This is a genomic window from Flavobacterium sp. 22659 (assembly GCF_052044235.1).
In the GTDB taxonomy this organism is placed as follows: domain Bacteria; phylum Bacteroidota; class Bacteroidia; order Flavobacteriales; family Flavobacteriaceae; genus Flavobacterium; species Flavobacterium johnsoniae.
Map to the genome: position 1 here is coordinate 80,358 of NZ_JBQEMU010000015.1, position 22,296 is coordinate 102,653.

The following is a 22,296-nucleotide window of genomic DNA, read 5'->3' on the forward strand; positions in this document are numbered from 1 at the left end:
TTTTTGCAAAGGTACATTAAAGTTCCTTTAAAATACAAGTAAATTAATATCGTTGTCTGGCAGGTCGAACCAGTCGCCAATAGCTTTATTTGTTAGAATTCCATGATATAAATAAATTCCGTTTTTTAAGCCTTTATTGCATCTTATAGCACTTTCGATACCACCATCTTCGGCTATCTGATGAAGATAAGGTGTTAAGATGTTACTGATTGATAATGAGGCAGTTTTAGAATAACGAGAAGGTATATTTGGCACACAATAGTGTAAAACATTGTTTTTAATGAAAGTTGGTTTTTCATGCGTTGTTACCTCAGAACTTTCAAAGCAGCCACCTGTATCGATGCTTACGTCAACTATTACAGCACCTTTTTTCATGTGTTCTACCATAGTTTCACTAACAACAATTGGACAGCGTTCTTTTCCCCGCATAGCGCCAATTGCTACATCACAACGTCTTAAGGCTTTTAATAATGCTTTTTGCTGAATGGTAGAAGTAAAAATTCTTTGGCTTAAATTGTTTTGTAAACGACGTAATTTTGTAATCGAATTATCAAAAACTTTTACGTTTGCACCCAATCCAATTGCAGTTTTTGCAGCGAATTCCCCAACTGTTCCAGCTCCAAGAATTACAACTTCGGTAGGCGGAACTCCGGTAATGTTCCCGAATAAAAGTCCTTTTCCAAATTCATTTGTAATCATTAATTCGGCTGCGATAAGAATAGAAGCCGTTCCTGCAATTTCACTTAAAGATTTTACGGCAGGATAAGAACCATCTTCATCTTTTATATATTCGAAGGCAAGGGCAGTAATCTTTTTTTGTGCCAAAGCTTCAAAGTATTCTCTTTTTTTTGTTTTTAACTGAATTGCCGAAATAATTACCGTTTCAGGATTAATCATTTCAATTTCAGCTAATGTAGGCGGTTCTACTTTTAATAAAAACGGACATCCAAAAACTCTTTTAGTGTCTTTTGTAATTTCTGCACCAGCATCTGAATATTCCTTATCTGTATAACTCGAACTTTCTCCGGCACCAGATTCGATCATGACACGATGCCCTTCATAGGTAAGGGAATTTACAGCATCCGGAGTCAAACAAATACGACGTTCCTGATAACTTGTTTCCTTAGGGATTCCTATAAAAAGTTCTCTTTTAAAACGACCAACCTCAAGTTTTTCTTCTTGCGGAATCAATTGTTGTTTTGTAAATGGAGTTAAGGTAATTGACATGGATAATGCAAAAAATTAAGGGTACAAATTACGTAAAAAGTTTTAAAATTAGTGTAAAAATTGTGCTAATACTAATGTCGAATGTTAAGTTATTTTTTGAAAATCTTTGTGTCAAATTTTATCGCAAAATTTGCTAAAATTCACAAAGTATTTTACACCAATTTCAGCTCCCTTTTTCCATCTGCCAATAATTCAATTGTTATGGTCGAAGTTTCTTCCGGAAGGAGATTAGCAATTTTTTCAGACCACTCAATAAAACACCAGTTCCCCGAGTATAAATAATCATCAACCCCCATATCAAGAGCTTCAGTTTCTTTATTTAACCTGTAAAAATCAAAATGATAAACAATTTGATTATTAGAAGTGTAGTACTCATTTACCAAAGAAAAAGTAGGACTGCTTGTTGCATCTTCAACACCTAAACTTTTGCATAACTGTTTAATTAAAGTTGTTTTTCCAACTCCCATTTCACCATTAAAAAGTATAATTTTTTTAGGTTTTGAAGCAATAATCTGCTCTGCAGCTTCTTGAATTTGATCTAATGAAAAAACGATATTCATTTTTATGTTTATTTATTTTAGTCTCAGTCGCAGTTTTCAGTTCTCAGACTGAGATTGAAAACTTTTTAATTTAGTTTAATTGTTTTCCGCGAAAAGCGAAATTCTTTTTTTGCCGCAGATTAAAAGATTTTCAAGGATTTTTTAATCTGTTTTGATCCTTTAATCTGTGCAAAAACATTTCTAAATAGGTTTCAAGTCCTCTCTGAAAACTGAGACTGCGACTGTAAACTTTTTTATTTAGGGTTAAATACCAAAAACGGAATAATCATTTCTTCTAACGAAATCCCGCCGTGCTGATATGTGTTTTTATAATAACTTACATAATGATTGTAGTTGTTTACATAAGCCAGGAAAAAATCATTTTTGGCAAAAATAAACGAACTGCTCATATTTATAGCCGGTAAACCAATTGTTTTTGGTTCTTTAACCACATAAACATCCTTTTGTTCGTATGTTAAACTGCGTCCGGTTTTGTAACGCAAATTTAGACTTGTATTTTTATCTCCCACAACTTTCGACGGATTTTTTACATTAATTGTTCCGTGATCTGTTGTTAAGATTAATTTGAATCCTAAAAGCTGTGCCTGCTGAATAATTTCTAATAATGGAGAATTTTTAAACCAGCTTAAAGTCAGTGAACGATATGCTTTGTCATCAGAAGCTAATTCTTTTACAACTTCCATTTCAGTTTTTGCATGCGAAAGCATATCGACGAAATTGTAAACAACAGTTACTAAATCATTGCCTTTTAGAGCTTTGAAGTTTTCTGCCAGTTTTTTTCCGCCTGCATAATTGGTGATTTTAAAATAATCTTCCTTAATATTTAAACCTAAACGTTTTATTTGTGCCGAAAGAAATTCGGCTTCATAAAGGTTTTTTCCTCCGTCTTCAACGTCATTTTTCCAGTATTGCGGAAATTGTTTTTCCATGTCCAAAGGCATTAAACCTGAGAAAATCGCATTTCTGGCATATTGTGTTGCAGTTGGAAGAATAGAGAAATACGGAACTTCTTTTTCTAATTTGTAATAATTAGAAATTACAGTTTCAAAAGATTTCCATTGATCGTAACGAAGATTATCAATTACAACAAACAAGATTGGTTTGTCTTTCTTTTTAATTTCGGGAACAACTAATTCTTTAAATAAATTGTGAGATTGAATTGGTTTATCTGCTTTTGGAGCAAACCAGTCTTCGTAATTTCTTTCAATATATTTCCCGAATTGTGAATTTGCTTCAACTTTTTGAGATTCAAGAATTTCAATCATCGCCTGATCGTTAATATCTTCGAGTTTCAATTCCCAGAAAAGCAGTTTTTTGTACAATTCAACCCAGTCTTCATACGAATTAACCATAGCTAATTCCATCGAAATTTTGCGGAATTCTTTTTGGTAATCTAATGTTGTTTTTTCTGTAATCAGCCTTGAATCATCCAGATTCTTTTTTAAACTCAGTAAAATTTGATTTGGATTTACTGGTTTTATCAAATAGTCTGCGATTTTAGAACCAATTGCTTCTTCCATTATATATTCTTCCTCGCTCTTGGTAATCATAATCATCGGGATGGCTGATTTTTTTTCTTTCATTTCAGAAAGTGTTTCTAAACCGCTCATTCCCGGCATATTTTCGTCAAGAAAAACAATATCAAAGTTTTCTTCTTCAAACAAAGCAATAGCGTCAAGACCATTGTTGCTTGTTGTAACTTCATAATTCTTTTTTTCGAGAAATAATATATGTGGCTTTAAAAGATCGATCTCATCATCGACCCAAAGTATTCTTATCTTATCCATAAACAGTTTTAATTTTAATGCAATTTAAATGTATAGAACTTAAAAAGTATTAAAAATAGTATAAAATTAGGAATGCTGAAATGAAATTTATTTTGAATTATTTTTTTGGCTTATTTAATGTTTAAGAAAATACTGATATTAAATAACAACTTTTTAAGTTAAAAACTAAAATGTGTTTATACTTATTTACTTATATTTGTTGACCAAAAAAATAACCAACTTGTGACTCAAATTAATAAATTAAAAATATTTAACGACCCAATTTATGGGTTTATTACTATACCGAACGAGCTTATTTACGATTTAATCCAACATCCTTATTTTCAGCGTCTACGCCGTATTTCACAAATGGGATTGTCGTATTTAGTTTATCCAGGAGCAAATCATACACGTTTTCATCATGCTTTGGGCTGTATGCATTTAATGAAAAAGGCAATCGATACACTGCGTTTTAAAGATGTTGTTATTTCTGAAGAAGAAGAAAATGCTCTTTTAATAGCAATTTTGCTCCATGATATTGGTCATGGGCCATTTTCGCATGCAATGGAGAAAAGTATTGTTGAAGATGTACATCACGAAGCCATTTCGCTGTTGTTTATGAATCAGCTTAATGAAGAATTTGATGGAAGATTAAGTCTGGCAATTCAGGTTTTTAAAGGAGAATATCACAGGAAATTTATGCTGCAGTTGATTTCAAGTCAATTGGATATGGATAGAATGGATTATTTAAAAAGAGACAGTTTTTATACTGGAGTTGCCGAAGGAAATGTAAACTCAGAACGTTTGATCCAGATGATGAATGTGGTTGATGATGTTTTAGTTATTGAAGAAAAAGGAATTTATTCTGTCGAAAAATTTCTGCTTTCAAGAAGATTAATGTACTGGCAGGCGTATTTGCATAAAACTAGTTTGGTTGCCGAATTAATTTTAATGAAGGTATTAAAAAGAGCCAAAGAGCTTACTTTAAAAGGAGTGAAACTTCCTTGCAGTGAACCGCTTATGTATTTCATGCAGAATAAAATTACTTTAGAAGATTTTGATGCCGAAAAATTAGATTTGTTTTCTCAATTAGATGATTTTGATATTATAAGTGCACTAAAATCCTGGCAGAGACATCCGGATTTTATACTTTCAACTTTAAGCAAAATGATCATTAATCGAGATTTGTTAAAGATAAAACTTAGTGCAGATAAAATTCCGATGGAGGAATCGCAGTCTTTAAAAGAAGAGTTTGCTGAAGCGCATAATATTTCGGCTTTAGATGCGGGTTATTTCATATTTAGAGGTAAAATTAAGAATCAGGCCTATAGTAAAGCTGCCGAACCAATACGAATTTTGAAAAAAGATAAAACAATTGAGGATGTTGTTGAAGCTTCTGATCAATTGAATTTGAAATCGTTATCTAAATTGGTGACAAAATATTATATCTGTTTTCCAAAACAACTTATCTAAAATTAACATTTAAAATCTATTTTTTATATTTTTGTCGCGATGAAATTTACAGCAGAACAAATAGCAGGAATTTTAGAAGGAGAAGTTGTTGGAAATCCCAATGCAGAAGTTTCTCGACTTTCTAAGATAGAAGAAGGTGAGGAGGGATCTCTCACTTTTTTGGCTAATCCCAAATATATCAATTACATATATAGTACAAAGGCAACTGTTACAATTGTTAACGACACCTTTATTCCTGAACAGGAAATTACTACTACACTAATAAAAGTAGAAGATGCTTATGCAGCATTTTCTAAACTTTTACACTTTTACAATCAGGTAAAATTAAATAAAAACGGAATCGAGCCGCAGTCATTTATGTCTGAAGGAACTAAATATGGAGAAAATCTTTATTTGGGAAGTTTTAGTTACGTAGGGCAGAATGTCGTTTTGGGAGATAATGTTAAAATTTATCCTAACAGTTTTATTGGAGATAATGTAACAATAGGTAATAATGTGTTTATTTTTGCCGGCGCAAAAATTTATTCAGAAACTGTAATTGGAAATAATTGCACTATTCATTCAGGAACTATTATAGGTGCAGATGGTTTTGGTTTTGTACCAAATGAAGAAGGAGTTTACAGTAAAGTACCGCAGATTGGCAACGTTATTATTGAAGATAACGTAGATATTGGTGCAAATACAACAATAGACAGAGCAACTCTTGGTTCTACAATTATTAGACAAGGAGTAAAATTAGACAATCAAATTCAGGTCGCCCATAATGTTGAAATTGGTAAAAACACAGTAATTGCGGCACAAAGCGGCGTTGCAGGTTCTACTAAAATTGGTGAGAATTGTATGATTGGAGGGCAGGTTGGTATCGCAGGCCACTTAACTATTGGAAATAATGTGAGACTTCAGGCACAGTCTGGAGTAGCGAGAAACATTAAAGATGATGAAGTTCTGCAGGGAACGCCATCTCTTGGATATACTGATTTTAATAAATCGTATGTTCACTTTAAAAATCTTCCTAAGATAGTTGCCGAAGTTGAAGAAATAAAAAAACAAATAATAAACCCAAAAAATGGAAATAATGGTTAAACAGAAGACCATCAAAAATGAAATTTCACTAACAGGAGTTGGATTACATACTGGAAAAGAAGTTACTATGACTTTTAAACCTGCTCCTATTAATAATGGTTTCACTTTTGTAAGAGTAGATTTGCAAGGCCAGCCAGTCATTGAGGCTGACGCTAATTATGTTGTTAATACGCAAAGAGGAACTAATTTAGAAAAATTAGGTGTTAAAATACAAACTCCTGAACACGTTTTAGCTGCAGTAGTTGGTTGCGATTTGGATAATATTATTATTGAATTGAATGCCTCTGAACTACCTATTATGGATGGTTCATCAAAATATTTTGTTGAAGCAATTGAAAAAGCCGGAATCGAAGAACAAGACGCAAGCCGTAATGTTTATGTAGTAAAAGAAGTTATTTCGTTTACAGATGAAGCAACAGGAAGTGAAATTCTTGTTATGCCAAGCGATGAATATCAAGTAACTACTATGGTAGATTTTGGTACAAAAGTTTTAGGTACTCAAAATGCAACTTTAAAAAGTTTATCAGACTTTAAAGATGAAATTGCAAGTTCTAGAACATTCAGCTTTTTGCATGAATTAGAATCATTATTAGAACACGGTTTAATTAAAGGCGGTGATTTAAATAACGCAATTGTATATGTAGATAAAGAAATATCTGAGTCTACAATGGAAAATTTAAAGAAAGCTTTTGGTAAAGATGAAATATCTGTAAAACCAAACGGCGTTTTAGACAACCTTACTTTACATTATCCAAACGAAGCTGCAAGACACAAATTGCTTGATGTTATTGGAGATTTATCTCTAATTGGAGTTCGTATTCAAGGAAAAATTATTGCAAATAAACCTGGGCATTTTGTAAACACTCAGTTTGCTAAAAAACTGGCAAAAATCATTAAAATAGAGCAGAGAAATCATGTTCCTGTTTACGATTTAAACCAAGAACCATTGATGGATATTCACAAAATCATGTCAATGCTTCCTCATAGACCGCCATTCTTGTTGATTGACAGAATCATCGAAATGTCTGATCGTCATGTGGTTGGTTTGAAAAATGTTACTATGAATGAGAACTTCTTCGTAGGACATTTTCCTGAGGCTCCAGTAATGCCGGGAGTTTTAATTGTAGAGGCTATGGCACAAACGGGAGGAATTTTAGTTTTAAGCACAGTTCCAGATCCGGAAAATTACTTAACATATTTCATGAAAATTGACAATGTTAAGTTCAAACACAAAGTATTGCCAGGTGATACGTTAATTTTTAAATGTGAATTGATTTCTCCTATCAGAAGAGGAATTTGTCACATGCAGGCTAATGCTTATGCAAATGGAAAATTAGTAACTGAGGCAGAATTAATGGCACAAATTGCAAGAAAACAATAATTAATCAAATTTATTGTTTAGGTTTGTTGCCCTAAAATTAGATTATTTTAATTTAAAATATAAAACATAGATGAATCAACCATTAGCATATGTTCATCCTGGCGCGAAAATCGCTAAAAACGTTGTAATTGAGCCTTTTACAACAATTCACAATAATGTTGTTATTGGTGATGGTACTTGGATTGGTTCAAATGTAACCATTATGGAAGGAGCTCGAATTGGAAAAAATTGTAACATTTTTCCAGGAGCTGTAATTTCTGCTGTGCCTCAGGATTTAAAATTTGGCGGTGAAGATTCTTTAGCTATTATTGGTGACAATTGTACAATTAGAGAGTGTGTAACTATTAATAGAGGAACAATTGCTTCAGGACAGACTATTCTTGGAAACAATTGCTTAGTTATGGCTTACGCTCACATTGCTCACGATTGCGAAATTGGTAATAATGCAATTATTGTAAACGGTGTAGCATTAGCTGGTCACGTAGTTGTAGGTAATCATGCCGTAATTGGCGGTTTGGCTGCAATTCACCAGTTTATTCATATTGGAGATCATGCTATGATTTCTGGCGGATCTCTGGTAAGAAAAGATGTTCCTCCTTACACAAAAGCGGCTAAAGAACCATTGTCGTATGTTGGTATCAATTCAGTTGGTTTAAGAAGAAGAGGATTTAGTACTGAAAAAATTAGAGAAATTCAGGAAATTTACAGAATTTTATATCAAAAGAATTACAATACTACGCAAGCTTTAAGTATTATTGAAGCTGAAATGGAAGCAACTCCTGAGAGAGATGAAATTCTTGATTTTATTAGAAATTCATCACGAGGAATTATGAAAGGTTATTCAGGAAACTATTAAAATAAAGTTTAATTGTTTATTTGTTTAGTCGTTTAATCGAAAAAACAGTTAAACGGTTCAACGATTCAACAAAAATAAATAAAATTAAAAACAAATGGCGTCTACATCAGATATTAGAAACGGATTGTGTATTAAATTTAATCACGATATTTATAAAATTATTGAATTTCTTCACGTTAAACCTGGAAAAGGTCCAGCTTTCGTAAGAACGAAATTAAAAAGTTTAACTTCAGGAAAAGTATTAGATAATACTTTTTCAGCAGGTCATAAAATTGACGTTATACGTGTTGAAACACATACATTTCAGTTTTTATATCCAGAAGGTGATGAATTTCACTTTATGAATGCCGAAACTTTTGAGCAGATTTCTTTAAACAAAAATATCTTAGATGCTCCGGATTTATTAAAAGAAGGAACAAATGTAATGGTTCAGATTAATACTGAAACTGATTTGCCTTTATCTGTAGATATGCCTGCATCGGTAATTTTAGAAGTTACTTATGCTGAGCCGGGAGTAAAAGGAAATACTGCAACAAATGCTACTAAAAATGCTACTGTTGAAACAGGTGCTAATGTAAACGTTCCTTTGTTCATCAACGAAGGTGATAAAATTAAAATTGATACAGCTTCTGGTTCTTACATGGAGCGTGTAAAAGAGTAGTCTTTTAATTAAGATAATTTGGACAATGAGTCAATTAGATAATTTGTGAATCGACATAATTTTGTATATTCACATTCTAATTGACTCATTTTCTAATTGACAAATTTTCTAATTATAATATATGAAATTTCCAAAGAGTCATTCTTTACAAGAAATTGCAAATTTGCTTAACTGCAAATTTATTGGAGACAAAGACTTTCAGGTTTTAGGTATGAACGAAATACATGTCGTTGAACCTGGAGATATTGTTTTTGTAGACCATCCAAAATATTACGATAAAGCTTTACAGTCTGCGGCCACTATCGTTTTAATTAACAAAGAAGTGGAATGCCCGGAAGGTAAAGCTCTTTTGATTTCTGATGATCCTTTCAGAGATTTCAATACTTTAACCAGACATTTTAAACCATTTCAATTTGCTAATGTTGCAATCTCAGCTACAGCACAAATTGGAGAAGGAACTGTAATTCAGCCAAATAGTTTTATTGGTAATCATGTTAAAATTGGTAAGAACTGTTTGATTCACTCAAATGTGTCAATTTATGATCATACCGTGATTGGTGATAATGTTATTATACATGCCGGAAGTATTTTAGGAGCTGATGCTTTCTATTATAAAAAACGTCCGGAAGGATTCGATCAGTTAATATCTGGCGGAAGAGTTGTTATTGAAGACAATGTTGGTATTGGTGCTCTTTGTACAATTGACAAAGGAGTTACTGGAGATACAACAATTAAAGAAGGTACAAAACTGGATAATCAGGTTCATGTTGGACATGATACAGTTATCGGAAAAAAATGTTTGATTGCATCACAAACAGGTATCGCCGGATGTGTTGTTATTGAGGATGAAGTTACAATTTGGGGACAAGTAGGAACCACCAGCGGCATTACGATAGGAGCAAAGGCTGTTATTATGGGGCAGACAGGTGTTACTAAATCTGTAGAAGGAGGTAAATCATACTTTGGAACTCCAATTGAAGAATCAAGAGAAAAGTTAAAGCAACTGGCTAATATCAAAAAGATTCCTGAAATTCTAAATAAATTGAAGTAATATGTCTATAAAAGAGTTTGTTCAAAAATTTTATAAGTCGGATGCCTTGATTGATAGTGAAGTTCTAAAAACTTATCTGCATCCAGATGTTATCATTGAATGGAATAGCAGTAAAGGATTCATAGAAATGAATCATGATTCGATTTTAGAAATGGCAAATGAACTTAGCAGGGCATATGTACGATCTAAAGTGAGGATAAGCCATATTATTGCCGAAGATGATTTAGTATCAGTACGTTATTCCCATTATGTAAAAACAATCGAGAACCCTCGTGAAGAGATGCTTCTGGCACATTTTTCAACAATATGGCAGATAAAAGATGACAAACTTTACAGAGGTTATCAGATGAGTCAATTTTCTTAATATTTTTTTGACAATAAAAGAGGCAAAATACATTACAAAACCTTATTTTTGCAACACAAATTTAAAAACTACATAAAATATATATCATGAGTGTTTTAGTTAATAAAGATTCCAAAATAATTGTTCAGGGATTTACAGGAAGCGAAGGAACTTTCCACGCTTCTCAAATGATTGAGTACGGTACTAATGTTGTTGGTGGTGTTACTCCAGGAAAAGGAGGTACAAGCCATTTAGACCGCCCGGTTTTTAATACAGTAAAAGATGCTGTTGATCAAGCTGGTGCTGATACTTCTATCATTTTTGTTCCGCCGGCTTTTGCTGCTGATGCAATTATGGAAGCTGCTGATGCTGGAATTAAAGTAATTATTGCTATTACAGAAGGAATTCCTGTAGCAGACATGATTAAAGCAAATAATTATGTTAAAGAAAGAAGTTCAAGATTAATTGGACCAAACTGTCCGGGTGTTATTACTCCAGGTGAGGCTAAAGTTGGAATTATGCCAGGTTTCGTTTTCAAAAAAGGAACTGTTGGTATCGTTTCTAAATCAGGAACTTTAACTTATGAAGCTGCTGACCAAGTTGTAAAACAAGGTTTAGGAATTACTACAGCTATTGGTATTGGTGGAGATCCAATCATTGGAACTACAACTAAAGAAGCTGTTGAATTATTAATGAACGATCCAGAAACTGAAGCGATCATCATGATTGGTGAAATTGGAGGTCAATTAGAAGCTGATGCTGCAAAATGGGTAAAAGCTGATGGTAACCGTAAACCAGTTATTGGTTTTATCGCTGGAGAAACTGCTCCTGCTGGTAGAACAATGGGTCACGCAGGTGCAATCGTTGGAGGTTCTGATGATACAGCTGCTGCTAAAAAACAAATTATGAGAGACAACGGAATTCATGTTGTTGATTCACCAGCTGAAATTGGTAAAAAAGTAAAAGAAGTATTAGGATAATCTCTAATATCAAAATAATAAATTCCAAAAAAGTCTCAATATCCTGTTGAGACTTTTTTACATTTTAGATAGAAAAAACTTAGCATCGGAGAACCTCAGTCCCGATAGCTATCGGGATAGAAGCTTAAAAATAAAATATGTACAAAGAATTAGAAAAATTTAAATCAAGTAATAGTTTTACTTTTACTGTAAATGATAGTTTAGAAGAAGTTTGCAATGCTCCGGAAGGAAGTGCAGGGATTTTTGTGGTTTATGAAATTGACGGAGATTCAAAAGAATTAATCATGGTAGGTTCTACTGGAACAGTTCAAAATGAAGGAACTCTTAAAACTAAAAATGGAGGTTTATACGATAAAATTGTAAACGGGCATCAATTTGCTAAAACTGGGAGAAAATATTCTTGGCCTGCACAAATGAAATTAGAGAACATTTCTGTTCTTGAAGTAGTTTGGTACGAAACTTTCAATGCAGATGTAAAAGCTATTCCAACTGCGGTTGAAGGACAGGTTTTACAAAACTTTTTAGATGCAAATGCAAAATTACCTAGATGGAATGTAGCTTTCTAAAAAGCGGTTTAAATAACAGTAACTACACATTAAAGCCTTATAGATTCTATAAGGCTTTTGCTTTTTTAAGTTGTATTAATTCGTGAAATGCTGCGTTTTTAAGTAAATAGTTTATCGATGTAAAATCTTATATTTTGAGATTATTTCTTAATTCAGAATAATTTTAACATTTCCTTAAGATCCTAGTGATACCAAAAGAAAGAGACAGTTTTCTATGTTAGAGAACTGTCTCTTTTGTGTAAAATAATTGGTTTTAAATATTTGCTTTTATATATTTATCGAACAATTAAAAGTAATAATGTTAAAATAGTGTATTTTTTACATTAAGAAACTTAATGCTTTTAGAGTTATAATCCACTATTATGAAGACCCGAATCCTACCAGCCAATTTAATTGATGACAATACACTTTGGAATGATTTAATATTAGGAGATGAGAAATCATTCTCACTATTATTTGAGCGTTATTATGGTGATCTGGTCAGTTACGGGAATTCACTTTCGCCTTATGCTGAAAAAGTTCAGGATTGTGTTCAGGATGTTTTTACGGATATTTGGGTATATCGCAGTTCTTTACAGAGCAGTGTAGTAGTAAAAGCCTATTTATTATCTAGCGTTCGAAAAAGAATTGCGCGATTATTTGAACGTGATCATATTTTTAGAAAAACCGCAAGCACAGACGATATTGCTTTTCTTCTGGAATTTTCTGTAGAAAATGATCTTTTGGATGATGATTATGCAACAAAAGAAAAAGTTTCATATCTAAATAAATTGTTAAACGAATTACCGCCAAGACAAAAAGAAGCTCTATATCTTCGTTATCATCAGGCACTTTCGGTTGAGCAGATAGCCGAGATGCTGGATGTTAATTATCAGTCGGCCAGTAATTTACTTCATCGTGGCTTACTTACTCTTCGTAAAGAATGGAAGGGTAGTTTTGCCTTAATTACTCTATTGTTTTCAAGCTCTCTTTAAAAAAAGTTAAAAAAGTTTAAAAAAAATCATAATTTGGTGAGTATATAATAAAGAAACTGTCCTCTATGTTTTTGTAACCTTATTTTTAGATGCAAAAACGTAATAAATATACCGAAATAGAAGATTTCTTATCAGATGAATCATTCCAACAGTGGGTTTTATCAAGAGTTGATGAAAACGGATGGGAAGAATGGACTTTAGAAAGTCGTCAGCGTGCGAAATTAGTTGAAGATGCAAGATTAATGCTTCTCGCAATGAAAATTCCAGAGAACGAATTAACTAAATCTGATATTCACAGAGCGTTACAAGATACCTGGCTCAAAATTCGTGAAAAAGAAAATCAAAAAAACGTTAAAACTTTAAAGTTAAATTTTTTCAGAAAAAGATTTCTTACCGGAATAGCTGCAACATTAGTTATTGGTTTAATGTCAGCCTGGTTTTATAACAATCATTTTAAAACTGAAAACAAAATTGTAACCTACAAAGAACTTATTGATGAAAACAGTGAGGGATTAGTAGAACAAACCAACAATTCTAATAAACCACAAATCATTACACTATCAGACGGCAGTTCTGTTTTACTGCAGCCCAATAGTAAATTGAGTTACCCTAAAATCTTTACCGGGAACGAAAGAAAGGTGTATTTATCCGGCGAAGGTTTCTTTGAAATTAGTAAAAATCCTAAAAAGCCTTTTTTCGTTTATGCGAACGAGATTGTTACAAAAGTAGTTGGAACCAGCTTTAGAGTTAAAGCTTATTCTGATCAGCCAGATGTAGAAATTTTAGTACGTACCGGTAAAGTTAAGGTAAAATCTAACGAATTAATTTCTAAATCAGACGAAGAAGAAATTGTGCTTCTTCCAAATCAGGCACTGAGATTTCTGCGGAACGATATGAAATTCAATAAAATTACAAATATCACTCAAGATCCTGTATTGGTTCAAAATGTTGGAAATATTGAACAATTGAGCTTTGAATTTAACGATATTCCGGTATCACAAATTTTTGAGACTATAGAGCAGGCGTATCTTGTAGATATAGATTATCCGCAAAATAAATTAAAAGAATGCCATTTAACCACATCACTGAGTGATCAGCCTTTAACAGAGAAATTAAAAATTGTCTGTAAAAGCATAGGCAATAATACCAGTTTTGAAATGAATGGAAATCAGATTATCATAACTTCAGAAGGCTGTAATTAATTTTATGTAACTGTAATTACATAGACAAACTATTTTTTAATGACTCCTTTTTTGAAGTGTAATCCTATTTTTTTGAAAATAATCGCGGCTAATTTCTATGCTTTTTATCAAAAATATTAACCAAAAACTTAACTCAACCAGAAATAAATTATTGCCTATGTAAAAAATGTACTGCAAAAAAAAGTGCCGAAATGCTGTAACATTATCGACACTTATAAAATTGAATTGCTTTCTGTAAAAAGTAATTCATCGTTTCTTAAAAATACACTCAAATTAGTATTAATCAAAACAAATCAAAATTATGAAAAAACCAGTTGTTAAACAACGATTACTCCATAGAATCATGAAAATAACACTATTTCAGTTTGTCTTGGCACTTGTGTTTTCGAGCTTTGCCGTGGCAAATAATGTAAATGGGCAAAAAAAATTAGATACAAAAGTTACCATTATAGTTGAAAATTTGACTCTTGATAATGCTTTATCTAAAATTGAAAAATCGGCTCATGTAAAATTTTCGTACAATTCAAGGCTCCCTCAATTAAGCCGAAAAGTTAGTATAGAAGCGAATCAGGAAACGCTTTCTAGCATACTAAGCCGAATTTTGGTGCCATTTAATATTACTTTTTCAGAAGTGAGCAATCAAATTATTCTGCAAAAAACCGCTGCAGATCCATTTGCAAGTGCAGATAACCATGATTCACTTTTTGAAGTACTAACCGCCGGACCAATTATTAAAGGTAAAGTAACAGATCAAACAGGAAGCCCGCTTCCGGGAGCAACAGTAATGGCAAAAGGAACAAAAGTTGCCGTTCTGACAGACTTTGATGGAAATTTCTCTATCGAAATGCCAGCAAATGCTGATAAACTTGTAATTTCTTACGTAGGTATGGAAACGAAAGAAATTGGAATAACGAATGTTACACCAACAGTTGTTCTTACTGAAGCTGGTCAAAACTTAAAAGAAGTTGTAGTTACAACAGGATATGAGAAAACATCTAAAAGAACATTTACAGGTGCAATCAGCAAAATTTCTGGTTCAGAGTTAAAAGTTGATGGTGTTGTTGATGTAAGCCGTATGATTGAAGGTAAGGCGGCAGGGGTTACAGTACAAAACGTTACAGGATCTTTTGGTGCTACTCCTAAAATTACTGTTCGTGGATCTTCTTCAATTTTTGGAGATACAAAACCATTATGGGTTATTGACGGTATTGTTCAGGAAGATATCATCAATGTTTCATTTGCTGACTTAGCTTCTGGAAATTCAGCAACATTATTAAGTTCTGCTGTAGCTGGATTAAATGCTAATGACATCCAAAGTATTGAAATCCTTAAAGATGCATCAGCTACTTCTATTTACGGTTCAAGATCGTTAAATGGTGTTGTAGTTGTTACAACTAAACAAGGGCGTAGAGATTCTCCATTAAAAGTTAATTATACTGTAGAAAATACAGTAAGAACAGTTCCTAGTTACACTCAATATGATATTTTAAATTCTCAGGAATCTATGAGTGTTTTTCAGGAAATGAGAACAAAAGGATACTTAGATCAGAGCTCATCATTAACAGCTAGATTTAGTGGTGTTTATGGTATTTTAGCCAAACAAATTAATCTTTACCAAGATTCAAATGGTTTATATGGTGTTAAAAATGAACAGCCTTATGTTAATGAATTCTTGAAAAAATATGAGTTAGGAAATACAGATTGGTTCAAAGTTTTATTTAGACCATCTATTACTCAAAATCATTCGTTAAGTTTTTCTGGTGGTGGAAAAAACAATACATTTTATGCTTCATTAGGATATTATACAGATCCGGGATGGACTTTAGCTGATAATGTAAAACAGTTATCATCAAATATTAAAGGTACATTTTTTATCAACGACAGATTAACAGTTACATTATCTACATTGGGATCTATTCGTGATCAGGAAGCTCCTGGAACTTACGAAAGTAAAAATGATGTTGTGTTTGGTAAAATTACCCGAGATTTTGACATCAACCCATTCAATTATGTATTAAGTACAAGTAGAACATTGAGACCTTATGATGAAAATGGTAATTTAGAGTATTACCAAAATAACTGGGCACCGATGAATATTCTTAACGAATTGAAAAATAATACGATGGACATTAAGGTACAGGATGTTCGTTTTCAAGGTGATTTAGATTATAAAATCAACAAGAACTTAACGTATAATTTTACAGGTTCTGCTCGTTATGCTAATACATCAAGAGAGCACAAAATTTACGAAGGTTCAAACGTTGTTGGAGCTTATAATGCAGGAGTTGGAGCAAACCTAAATACTCAAATTCAAAAAGATAACGTCTTTTTATATCAAAATCCAAACGATTTAACAGCACCAAAAATTTCGGTATTACCAAATGGAGGATTCTTAAGAAAATACACTAACGATATGACATCATATAATGTTAGAAATAGTATTACTTACAGAAACACATTTAATGACAAACATGAAGTTGAAGGATTCTTTGGAACAGAGTTTAGATCTGTAGATAGAAATAATGACAACTTTACTGCTGCTGGTATTCAATTTGGAAAAGGACTTAGCGCATTTACTGATCCTAAATTAATTGAAAAATTAATCAATGATGGAAACTCTTACTATGATTTTGGAGCAGAAAGAGAGCGTACAGTCGGTTTCTTTGGAAAAGTAGGATACACATACGATCGTCGTTATACTGCTTCTGTTACTGGGCGTTATGATGGATCTAACAGACAAGGTGATAGTGGTTCTTCTAGATGGCTGCCAACTTATACAGTGAGTGGTAAATGGAATGTTAAAGAAGAAAGTTTTATGAAAGATGTAGAATCTGTAAATACTTTAGCACTTAGAGCTTCTTACGGTTTAACAGCTACAGCCGGACCGGCTACAAACTCATTGGCTATTTACAAAAGTTATATCACAGACCGTTTCAACACTGGTGATAGAGAAAACGCAATTCGTATTGAAGATTTACAAAACAAAGATTTGACTTGGGAAAAACAATATGAAACAAATATTGGTTTAGACTTAGGATTGTTTAGAAACAGAGTACAACTTACTACAGATGTTTATCGTCGTAAAGCATTTGATTTGATCGATTACGTAATTACATCAGGAATTGGTGGGCAAGAGGTTAAGCAAGGTAACAACGCAGATATGGAGACAAAAGGTCTTGAGGTAGGTATTACTACTCAAAACATTTCTAGTCAGGATTTTAAATGGTCTACTACATTGAACTTTTCTGTATATGATCAAAAAATTACAAAATTGGCTAACAAACCAGCTGTATTTGATTTAATTGCTACAAATGGAGGTAATACAGTAGGACATCCTAGAAACTCATTGTACTCTTACCAATTTACAGGGTTAAACAATCAAGGATTACCAACTTTTAAATTACAAGACGGTGCTGAAAGTAATATTACAGATGCTAACTTCCAAGATACTAATAATGTAACAAATTATTTGAAATACGAAGGATCTGTAGAGCCTAATAAATCAATTGGTCTTGCTAATACATTTACTTATAAAAACGTAACGTTATATGTATTTGTCGTAGGATCTGGAGGGAATAAAGTAAGATTAAACCCTGTATACAGTAATGCTTATAATGATCAAACTGTTTTTACAAAAGATTTTGCTAACAGATGGATTAATCCTGGCGACGAAAACTATACAAATGTTCCAGTTATTGCAGATAGATTGTTGAATAGAAATTATGGATCGAGCGATTTACAAATTGCGTATAATACTTATAATTTTTCTGATGTTAGAATTGCAAGCGGTGATTTTGTAAGATTGAAAAACATATCTCTTGCATGGGAATTCCCAAGTGATTTCAAGAGAAAATTAGGAGTAGGAACTTTCAATTTAAAAGGATCAGCGGTTAACCCATGGTTGATTTATTCTGATAAAAAATTAAACGGTCAAGATCCTGAATTCCGTAACACAGGAGGTGTAGCTTTCCCTATTACGGCACAATATACATTTGCAATAAATCTTTCATTTTAACAATAAAATTGATTATGAAAAATATAAAAATAACACTGTCATTATTATTAATGATCGGACTTAGCAGTTGTGATGATTTTCTTTCAGAAATACCAGATAACAGAACACAAATAGATACGCCAGAAAAAGTATCAGAATTACTTGTAACGGCTTATCCTAACAGATCGTATCTGCCAATTGGAGAGGTAATGTCAGACAACGTTTTTGATACTGAATCACAAGTTGTAACAAGTGTCATTAATGAGGAAAGTTTTAACTGGGAAATGCAGACTCAGATTGGAAATGATAGTGAAAATGCGTTTTGGACAGCATCATACGAAGCAATTGCAGCTGCAAACCAAGCTTTAGAAGCGATTGAAAAATTAGGAAATCCAGCTACTTTAAATCCGCAAAAAGGAGAAGCGTTAATAGCAAGAGCTTACAATCATTTTATGCTGGTTCAGTTTTGGTCAAACCGTTATAATCCAGCAACGGCAGCTACTGATTTAGGTGTGCCTTATATAACAAAACCAGAAACAGAATTATTGGCAAAATACAAACGTAATACAGTTAAAGAAGTGTTCGATTTTATTGAGCAGGATATCAATGAAGGTTTAAAATATGTTACAAATGAGTATAAAGAACCTAAATTCCACTTTAACGTAGATGCGTCTAAAGCTTTTGCTGCCCGTTTTTACTTAATAAAAGGAGATTGGGATAAAGTTCTTGAATTTACTGAGTCAATTGGTTCTAAACCAACAAAAATTAGAAATTGGACAGCTTTTAATGCTGTAGCTTTTGCTACAATGCCTATTGAATATTCTAGAGCAGAACAAGAAACTAATTTATTGATTAGCTATCCGAATTCAATTGCTAACAGAGTTGCCACTTATAGATTTAGTCTTCCTGGAAATAAATCTGATGAAATATTAGGAACTCAGACAAACATGTGGGGTAAAGCTAATTTGATTAGAGCTAATGGACAGTATTTTGGAGGTACAAATGTATTTACACCTAAACTTTACGAGTATTTTAAATATACTAACTTAACATCTGGTACAGGTATACCTTACACTGCGACAGTATTATTTAGTAATGACGAATTGTACTTGAATCGTATTGAGGCATTAGTAATGAAAAATAGAATGGCAGAAGCTAATACTGAATTAGGATACTTTTTAGGAACCAGAACCAGTGGGTATAATCCAGCAACAGATTTACTAAATGAAACAGTAGTTACAGCAAAATATCCAGTAATTCCAAATGAGTTTACTCCGTTTTATACATTAACTCCTGTTCAGGCTTCTTATATCAAAGCAATAGCTGAAGCAAGAAGAAAAGATTTTCTTCGTGAAGGTACTAGATGGTTTGATATTAAACGCTTTAACCTTGTTGTAACGCATAATACGCTTCAATTTGGTAAAATTACCAGAAGTAATGTTTTAGAAAAAGACGATAAAAGAAGAGCATTGCAGATTCCGCTTAGAGCTTCAGATAATGGTATTGAAAAAAATCCTAGATAAATTTTTAATTAGAAAGTATTATGAAAATATTCAAAACATATAAAATAGCAGTAATTGCTGGAGTTTTTCTTCTTGCATCTTGTGCTCAGGAGGATCAGCCAAAAGAAAGTCAATTAGATTTTTCAGTACCGGAGAAAACAGATTTAGACAAATGGATTGGTACTAATTTCTTAGATCCATATAATATTGCGGTATACTATGAGTGGAACCAAAATTTAGTAGACTTTAATAAATATTTATATCCGCCTTTAGTATCAAAAGTACAGCCGGCAATGGAAGTAGTTAAGAAAATCTGGATCGATAGCTATACAACTATTGGAGGAGTAAATTTTGTAAAAAAAGTGGCTCCAAGAGAATTTGTACTTGTTGGAGGTGTAAACTTAAATACAAATGGTACTGTTACTTTAGGTCTTGCAGAAGCTGGTCAGAGAGTTTCTCTTTTTCAAATTGATAACCTGAATAAAAAAAGCAGATCAAGTGTAACGCAGTTTATTCACACTATTCAGCACGAGTACGTACATATTTTAAACCAGACAAAACCTTTTGATGAGCAGGCTTGGGCAAAACTTACACCATCAGGATATACTTCAACATGGTATAATGAACCAATTGCCACTTCAAGATCATTAGGATTTATAACAAGTTATGCGAGATTGAATATTTATGAGGATTTTGCTGAAACTGCTGCCACAATTTTAACAAGCTCAAAAGCAGAATATGATGCAATATTGGCTGGCGTTACAGATGCAACTGCCAAAGCTAACATTAAAGCAAAAGAAGCAATTGTAGTTAAATATTACAAAGATGCTTATAACGTAGATTTTTATGCTTTAAGAGATGAAGCTCAGAAAAATACAGATGCTGTCATAAATAATTAAGATATTAATTTTTATAAAAAAACAATATTATGAAAGTAAAATATATATATAAATGCTTAATGATTTCTTTCGCAGCTTTGCTGCTAGGGTCATGTTCAAGCCCAGAGGTAGATGCAAAATTTGATCAAAATGCTACTGAGCGACTAAGCGGCCGTCAAAAAGAATTAAACGACGTATTGCTTTCATCGGCAGATGGATGGAAAGCTGTTTATTACACAGATAGTACACAATTAGGAGGATGGACGCATTTATTTAAATTCCTTCCGGCAGGAAAAGTTGAAATGGCATCTGATTTTAATAGCGATACAGGAGTTTATACAAGCCAGTATGATATTCAGGTAGGAAGTACAGTGAGTTTGGTTTTTACAACAGAAAACAGAATTCACCTTTTATCTAATGCTGCAGATTATCCTACAGCAGGTCTTCTTGCAAAAGGTTATTTAGGTGATTTTCAGTTTTACTACTACGGACAAAAGAATGGAGATATCATTTTTAGGACCAATAGAAATGGACATTTCTTACGTTTTGTAAAAGCAACACCAAAAGACTGGGAAGATTTACCAAAAAATACACCAATTATTAAAAACATTACTGGTGATATGACAAGTCCATTGTTTAGGTTATTGGAAATCAATGATGGAAGTACAACTAAAAGCTATGATTTTGATTACAATACTAATGCTCGTTTTGGTACAGGATATTCTTTGGATCCATCAACTCCAAACGAAAGTTATGATTTAGCTTTTTCATTTAATCCTACAGGTGCTTTTACTAAAATTCCATTAACAGTTAAAGATCAAAAACTTTCGGATTTTGTTTATGAAAGTGCGACAAACACTTTTGTAGCAACAGGAAAAGATGGAGTTAAAGCTACTATCAAATATACAAATGCCCCGCCAATAATAACGGACGATTATACAAACTTTGTAAACGGAAAACCTCAGATGGTTGTAGGGTATATTGCTGCTAACTTATACAATGCTCCAACAACTTCTGATTATTTCAGATTCTTGATTAATAAAGTAAATGCAACTTTGCCTGCCAATCAATCTATAGCAAGGATTCAGGTGTATTTTAATTCTGCTTTTGGAGATTATATCGAATATCGTTTTAATGGAGGAAGACCATCGGTTTATCATAACTTTACAACAAGTCCTAATAATACAACTAAAACATTGGTATTAACTCATGATTCATGGGATAATGGAACAGCAATTATTCCTGCTCCGGCATTCTTAAAAGATATTGACGAACAATTTTTTACAACTGCAGGTCTGTATGTTAAAAAAGAAAATTTTAAAATTTCATTTACAAACACTATTTATACCCTTACTAGTGCTTCAAGCAGTTTTAGAATGACAACATATCAATTAAATTAGTTTTAATTTTTTATTTTTATTTAGGAAGAAAGCAGTTCATTATTTGAACTGCTTTTTTTTAACACTAAAAACCTATTAATGTGTGTTTTATCGTGTTTTTTTTTCTTATATTAATATAAGAATCAAGCACATTTAATTTCTGTCTGAAACGGACAGACAATAATGATTGAGTAACAAAAATAAATAAACTAATTACTATGTTAAAATCACTTTTAAATTTCAATAGAATTGAAGTTTTAGGCAAAGACGAACAAAAGTCAATTGTAAGCGGAACTAGAACTCCTCCAAATAAAACTTATTGTGTTGTATCGTGTTCGTTTCCAGAATCTATTAAGGCTAATTAAAATGATACAAATTGAAAAATACTTAAGACTTATCAATATTTTTATCTTTTTTGGG

The 22,296-nt window shown here is 32.4% G+C and carries 19 protein-coding genes; 16 read left to right on the forward strand and 3 right to left on the reverse strand.

Annotated elements, in window-relative coordinates:
- Positions 1–27: 27 nt before the first annotated feature.
- From ACTJIW_RS15380 to ACTJIW_RS15390, 3 genes are all read right to left on the reverse strand, one after another.
- Positions 28–1,227: an alanine dehydrogenase gene (locus tag ACTJIW_RS15380; RefSeq protein WP_012024968.1), complete on the reverse strand. Its 1,200-nt coding sequence runs from the start codon at positions 1,225–1,227 to the stop codon at positions 28–30.
- A 152-nt stretch (positions 1,228–1,379) separates the two neighbouring features.
- The gene (tsaE, locus tag ACTJIW_RS15385) at positions 1,380–1,787 is read right to left on the reverse strand and encodes a tRNA (adenosine(37)-N6)-threonylcarbamoyltransferase complex ATPase subunit type 1 TsaE (protein WP_073410477.1); all 408 of its coding nucleotides are present in this window, start codon (positions 1,785–1,787) and stop codon (positions 1,380–1,382) included.
- Between the two features lie 233 nt (positions 1,788–2,020).
- Positions 2,021–3,574, reverse strand: coding sequence for a bifunctional response regulator/alkaline phosphatase family protein (locus ACTJIW_RS15390; RefSeq protein WP_012024965.1), 1,554 nt, complete (start codon positions 3,572–3,574; stop codon positions 2,021–2,023).
- 222 nt (positions 3,575–3,796) lie between these two features.
- Between ACTJIW_RS15390 and ACTJIW_RS15395 the strand changes: the two genes are divergently transcribed.
- The 16 genes from ACTJIW_RS15395 (at position 3,797) to ACTJIW_RS15470 (ending at position 22,241) form a co-directional block, all read left to right on the forward strand.
- Positions 3,797–5,026, forward strand: a complete 1,230-nt coding sequence (locus ACTJIW_RS15395) for an HD domain-containing protein (RefSeq protein ID WP_073410478.1) — start codon at positions 3,797–3,799, stop codon at positions 5,024–5,026.
- 39 nt (positions 5,027–5,065) lie between these two features.
- Positions 5,066–6,109 (forward strand): UDP-3-O-(3-hydroxymyristoyl)glucosamine N-acyltransferase, encoded by a 1,044-nt coding sequence (gene lpxD / locus ACTJIW_RS15400; protein ID WP_440716611.1) that lies wholly within the window; start codon positions 5,066–5,068, stop codon positions 6,107–6,109.
- Positions 6,102–7,490 carry a bifunctional UDP-3-O-[3-hydroxymyristoyl] N-acetylglucosamine deacetylase/3-hydroxyacyl-ACP dehydratase gene (locus ACTJIW_RS15405; protein WP_073410556.1) on the forward strand — a complete coding sequence of 463 codons (1,389 nt, stop codon included), beginning with the start codon at positions 6,102–6,104 and terminating at the stop codon, positions 7,488–7,490. Before lpxD ends, ACTJIW_RS15405 begins: the two co-directional genes overlap by 8 nt.
- A gap of 70 nt (positions 7,491–7,560) precedes the next feature.
- Entirely contained in the window at positions 7,561–8,346 is a 786-nt protein-coding gene (gene lpxA / locus ACTJIW_RS15410) for an acyl-ACP--UDP-N-acetylglucosamine O-acyltransferase (protein WP_012024961.1), read from the forward strand.
- 94 nt (positions 8,347–8,440) lie between these two features.
- Positions 8,441–9,007, forward strand: a complete 567-nt coding sequence (efp, locus tag ACTJIW_RS15415) for an elongation factor P (RefSeq protein WP_012024960.1) — start codon at positions 8,441–8,443, stop codon at positions 9,005–9,007.
- Between the two features lie 121 nt (positions 9,008–9,128).
- The gene (locus tag ACTJIW_RS15420; RefSeq protein ID WP_149207417.1) at positions 9,129–10,058 is read left to right on the forward strand and encodes a UDP-3-O-(3-hydroxymyristoyl)glucosamine N-acyltransferase; all 930 of its coding nucleotides are present in this window, start codon (positions 9,129–9,131) and stop codon (positions 10,056–10,058) included.
- 1 nt (position 10,059) lies between these two features.
- Positions 10,060–10,422 carry a nuclear transport factor 2 family protein gene (locus ACTJIW_RS15425; RefSeq protein ID WP_012024958.1) on the forward strand — a complete coding sequence of 121 codons (363 nt, stop codon included), beginning with the start codon at positions 10,060–10,062 and terminating at the stop codon, positions 10,420–10,422.
- An 86-nt stretch (positions 10,423–10,508) separates the two neighbouring features.
- Positions 10,509–11,381: a succinate--CoA ligase subunit alpha gene (gene sucD, locus ACTJIW_RS15430; protein ID WP_012024957.1), complete on the forward strand. Its 873-nt coding sequence runs from the start codon at positions 10,509–10,511 to the stop codon at positions 11,379–11,381.
- Positions 11,382–11,518: 137 nt separating this feature from the next.
- Entirely contained in the window at positions 11,519–11,947 is a 429-nt protein-coding gene (locus ACTJIW_RS15435; RefSeq protein WP_440716612.1) for a hypothetical protein, read from the forward strand.
- Positions 11,948–12,309: 362 nt separating this feature from the next.
- Complete coding sequence (locus ACTJIW_RS15440) at positions 12,310–12,921, forward strand: RNA polymerase sigma factor (protein WP_440716613.1); 612 nt, start codon at positions 12,310–12,312, stop codon at positions 12,919–12,921.
- Between the two features lie 89 nt (positions 12,922–13,010).
- Complete coding sequence (locus tag ACTJIW_RS15445) at positions 13,011–14,123, forward strand: FecR family protein (RefSeq protein WP_440716614.1); 1,113 nt, start codon at positions 13,011–13,013, stop codon at positions 14,121–14,123.
- A gap of 301 nt (positions 14,124–14,424) precedes the next feature.
- Complete coding sequence (locus ACTJIW_RS15450) at positions 14,425–18,138, forward strand: SusC/RagA family TonB-linked outer membrane protein (RefSeq protein ID WP_440716615.1); 3,714 nt, start codon at positions 14,425–14,427, stop codon at positions 18,136–18,138.
- 14 nt (positions 18,139–18,152) lie between these two features.
- Positions 18,153–19,640: a RagB/SusD family nutrient uptake outer membrane protein gene (locus tag ACTJIW_RS15455; RefSeq protein ID WP_440716616.1), complete on the forward strand. Its 1,488-nt coding sequence runs from the start codon at positions 18,153–18,155 to the stop codon at positions 19,638–19,640.
- A gap of 20 nt (positions 19,641–19,660) precedes the next feature.
- Positions 19,661–20,518, forward strand: coding sequence for a zinc-binding metallopeptidase (locus ACTJIW_RS15460; RefSeq protein ID WP_440716617.1), 858 nt, complete (start codon positions 19,661–19,663; stop codon positions 20,516–20,518).
- A 29-nt stretch (positions 20,519–20,547) separates the two neighbouring features.
- On the forward strand, positions 20,548–21,897 hold the full coding sequence (locus ACTJIW_RS15465; RefSeq protein ID WP_440716618.1) for a DUF4302 domain-containing protein: 1,350 nt from the start codon (positions 20,548–20,550) through the stop codon (positions 21,895–21,897).
- 197 nt (positions 21,898–22,094) lie between these two features.
- Positions 22,095–22,241, forward strand: coding sequence for a hypothetical protein (locus ACTJIW_RS15470; protein WP_440716619.1), 147 nt, complete (start codon positions 22,095–22,097; stop codon positions 22,239–22,241).
- The last annotated feature ends 55 nt before the right edge of the window (positions 22,242–22,296 follow it).

Coding starts and splice junctions, on each gene's coding strand:
- ACTJIW_RS15450 (WP_440716615.1), top strand. CDS start 14,425: ATGAAAAAACCAGTTGTTAAACAACGATTACTCCATAGAATCATGAAA.
- tsaE (WP_073410477.1), bottom strand. CDS start 1,787: ATGAATATCGTTTTTTCATTAGATCAAATTCAAGAAGCTGCAGAGCAG.
- lpxA (WP_012024961.1), top strand. CDS start 7,561: ATGAATCAACCATTAGCATATGTTCATCCTGGCGCGAAAATCGCTAAA.
- ACTJIW_RS15425 (WP_012024958.1), top strand. CDS start 10,060: ATGTCTATAAAAGAGTTTGTTCAAAAATTTTATAAGTCGGATGCCTTG.
- sucD (WP_012024957.1), top strand. CDS start 10,509: ATGAGTGTTTTAGTTAATAAAGATTCCAAAATAATTGTTCAGGGATTT.
- ACTJIW_RS15465 (WP_440716618.1), top strand. CDS start 20,548: ATGAAAGTAAAATATATATATAAATGCTTAATGATTTCTTTCGCAGCT.
- ACTJIW_RS15455 (WP_440716616.1), top strand. CDS start 18,153: ATGAAAAATATAAAAATAACACTGTCATTATTATTAATGATCGGACTT.
- efp (WP_012024960.1), top strand. CDS start 8,441: ATGGCGTCTACATCAGATATTAGAAACGGATTGTGTATTAAATTTAAT.
- ACTJIW_RS15390 (WP_012024965.1), bottom strand. CDS start 3,574: ATGGATAAGATAAGAATACTTTGGGTCGATGATGAGATCGATCTTTTA.
- ACTJIW_RS15420 (WP_149207417.1), top strand. CDS start 9,129: ATGAAATTTCCAAAGAGTCATTCTTTACAAGAAATTGCAAATTTGCTT.
- ACTJIW_RS15405 (WP_073410556.1), top strand. CDS start 6,102: ATGGTTAAACAGAAGACCATCAAAAATGAAATTTCACTAACAGGAGTT.
- ACTJIW_RS15470 (WP_440716619.1), top strand. CDS start 22,095: ATGTTAAAATCACTTTTAAATTTCAATAGAATTGAAGTTTTAGGCAAA.
- lpxD (WP_440716611.1), top strand. CDS start 5,066: ATGAAATTTACAGCAGAACAAATAGCAGGAATTTTAGAAGGAGAAGTT.
- ACTJIW_RS15460 (WP_440716617.1), top strand. CDS start 19,661: ATGAAAATATTCAAAACATATAAAATAGCAGTAATTGCTGGAGTTTTT.
- ACTJIW_RS15445 (WP_440716614.1), top strand. CDS start 13,011: ATGCAAAAACGTAATAAATATACCGAAATAGAAGATTTCTTATCAGAT.
- ACTJIW_RS15380 (WP_012024968.1), bottom strand. CDS start 1,227: ATGTCAATTACCTTAACTCCATTTACAAAACAACAATTGATTCCGCAA.
- ACTJIW_RS15440 (WP_440716613.1), top strand. CDS start 12,310: ATGAAGACCCGAATCCTACCAGCCAATTTAATTGATGACAATACACTT.
- ACTJIW_RS15435 (WP_440716612.1), top strand. CDS start 11,519: ATGTACAAAGAATTAGAAAAATTTAAATCAAGTAATAGTTTTACTTTT.